Here is a 2453-nt window from a genome sequence, read left to right as displayed (position 1 = left end):
GAAAAAGGCTGCCGATTCCGGAGTTACGAGTGACTGAATTGACGGTTGGATCACTATACTAAAACGAAAGTAGCTGTTTTATCGATTGAAGGAATTGTCGATCAGAAAAATGTTAATACGGTTTTACAACGAATCAATGATATTAATTTTGACGAAATTTTAGATGGTTCGCATCTCGCGCAAATGCTCTATGATAATTCAAATACCGTATTCCCCCTTTTTCTCAATACAGAAAGACCTGATCGTATCTCAAGTGCATTGGCTGAAGGAAAAGTCGTCATGATTATAGACAGGTCTTCCGCTGCTCTAATTGCTCCAACTATTTTATTAGAATATTTTTCTACGATGGAAGATTACGATATGCCTTGGATACCTGCTTCGGCATTCCGTTTAATCAGGTTGTTCGCTGTCACGTTTTCGATATTTGCTACCCCAATTTATGTAGCCGTACTGACCTATCATTATGAATTGATTCCAAAAGATCTTTTAGAAACAATCGTCGCTTCCAGAAACTTAATTCCCTTTCAGCCATTAATTGAGGCATTGTTCTTGGAAATATCGATTGAACTATTAAGGGAAGCTGCAGCCAGACTGCCAACGAAAGTCGGGCAGACGTTGGGTATTGTCGGGGGTATTGTTATCGGACAGGCAGCCGTTGTAGCCGGTCTAACAAGTAATATTTTATTAATTATCGTCGCCCTCTCCGCACTATCATCATTTGTTACACCGATTTACAAAATGGGAAATACGATTCGGATACTGCGTTTCCCCTTTTTAATTGGGGCCCAAATATGGGGGCTGCTCGGCATTTCCTTAGCGGCCATCTTTTTGTTAACGCATTTAATTAAATTAACATCGATGGGCCAGCCTTACCTTGCCCCCATCTATCCATTCCAGTTAAAAGATTGGAAAGACAGCGTCGTTCGGCTTCCCTTTCATCTTTTTAAGTCACGCCCAAAACATTTACGCACCCAAAATTCAGTAAGACAACCCAAAAAGGAAAAATCAATCGTTAAAAAAAATGATTTTAATGAATGATTTTGAAGAGGTCCTATATGAATCAAGCCATGGTTAATGATAAGTATAAAGTTTCACCATTTTATGTATTCTTTTTAGTCCATTCCATGCAAACAGGTGTCGGCGTATTAAATTTCCAACGACTTTTAGCCAAGTCAACAGGAACAGATGGCTGGATTTCAATCCTCCTAGCGGGCTTAGTCGTTCATTTACTAATCTGGATTATCTATAAGATTTTTAGTATTGTACCCGGTGATATCATTTACGTGAATCATCAAGCATTTGGAAAAGTAATTGGAAACTTTTTTAACATCGTCATCATTTTTTACTATTTAACTCTTGGAATGGTTGTCATGATCAGCTATATCAATGTTATTCATTTATGGTTATATGATGAGGTAGGTTCATGGGCTTTTGCCTTGGTTTTTTTAATTCTGATTTATTATATCCTTACAGGAGGGTTCCGGACGATTACAGGCATTGCCTTTTTAAGTGTCATGTTGTCATTTTGGCTCACATTCATCCTTTTCTATGCGATGAGGTACTCAGAAATCACCAACTTGCTCCCTCTATTTGATCACCATTTACTAGAGATAGTCAAAGGAATGAAAGATACTTCATTAACGATGATTGGCTTTGAGCTGATATTGATGTTTTATCCGTTCATCAAAGATGCTAAGACATCACAAAAGTTCGCGCATGGAGGAGCGTTGACCACGACACTATTAACCCTATTTATCTACATCATTACTCTCATTTTTTATTCACAGAAACAGTTGGAATTAACAATCTGGCCAACGTTAACCATGACCAGCGTTATCCAACTACCCTTTATTCAAAGATTTGAATATATAACTGTTTCTTGGTGGGCTCTTGTTATTATTCCTAATATGGCCCTCTCATTGTGGGCTGCCAGCAGAGGGGTAAAAGTTTTATTAAATGTTAAACAAAAGTATCCATTATGGATACTATCTATCTTCATTCTCTTTATCAATATTGCTTTTTTTGATGTCGATATCCTTTATGTTTTGAATAAAATAATTAACCCATACTATGTGCTCTTCTTTGTTGTTTATCTGCCTTTTCTTTTGATTTTTATCTATATAAGGAAAATGAGGAATTTTTCATGAAGAATTTACTCAAGCTGATGTTGATTTTCTTCTTTCTTTCTGGCTGTGCACATCCTAGAGTAGTGGACGAAGTGAACATGTCCCAAGCCATCGGCTACGATCTAAATAAAGATAATATGATTGAAGGCATATTTATCATACCCATTTTCCAACAAGAAAAGATGGGTAAATATCAAATCTTAACAGGCAAATCTACAGCGACAAGTGATATCCAAGCTGTCGTATCAAAAAAAGCCGATAAACCGGTCGTTCTTGGTCAGACCCGGATTATCTTATTTAGTGAAGAGATTGTTCACAAAATCGGAA

At 37.1% G+C, this 2453-nt stretch carries 3 protein-coding genes; all 3 read left to right on the top strand.

Features of this window, described 5'->3' with window-relative positions; all coding sequences use genetic code 11:
- The first annotated feature begins 45 nt into the window (after positions 1-45).
- Positions 46-1038 carry a spore germination protein gene (locus tag WYK_RS06050; protein WP_412769694.1) on the top strand — a complete coding sequence of 331 codons (993 nt, stop codon included), beginning with the start codon at positions 46-48 and terminating at the stop codon, positions 1036-1038.
- Between the two features lie 17 nt (positions 1039-1055).
- Positions 1056-2147, top strand: a complete 1092-nt coding sequence (locus WYK_RS06045; RefSeq protein ID WP_040373664.1) for a GerAB/ArcD/ProY family transporter — start codon at positions 1056-1058, stop codon at positions 2145-2147.
- Positions 2144-2453 (top strand): Ger(x)C family spore germination protein (locus WYK_RS06040; protein ID WP_040373663.1); only part of this gene is annotated, 310 nt, incomplete at its 3' end. The genes WYK_RS06045 and WYK_RS06040, both read left to right, overlap by 4 nt.

Origin of the sequence: Peribacillus psychrosaccharolyticus ATCC 23296 (assembly GCF_000305495.1) — a bacterium.
Taxonomy (GTDB): domain Bacteria; phylum Bacillota; class Bacilli; order Bacillales; family DSM-1321; genus Peribacillus; species Peribacillus psychrosaccharolyticus.
The sequence above is the reverse complement of the archived record's forward strand: the minus strand, read 5'-3'. Positions and strand labels throughout refer to the sequence as shown.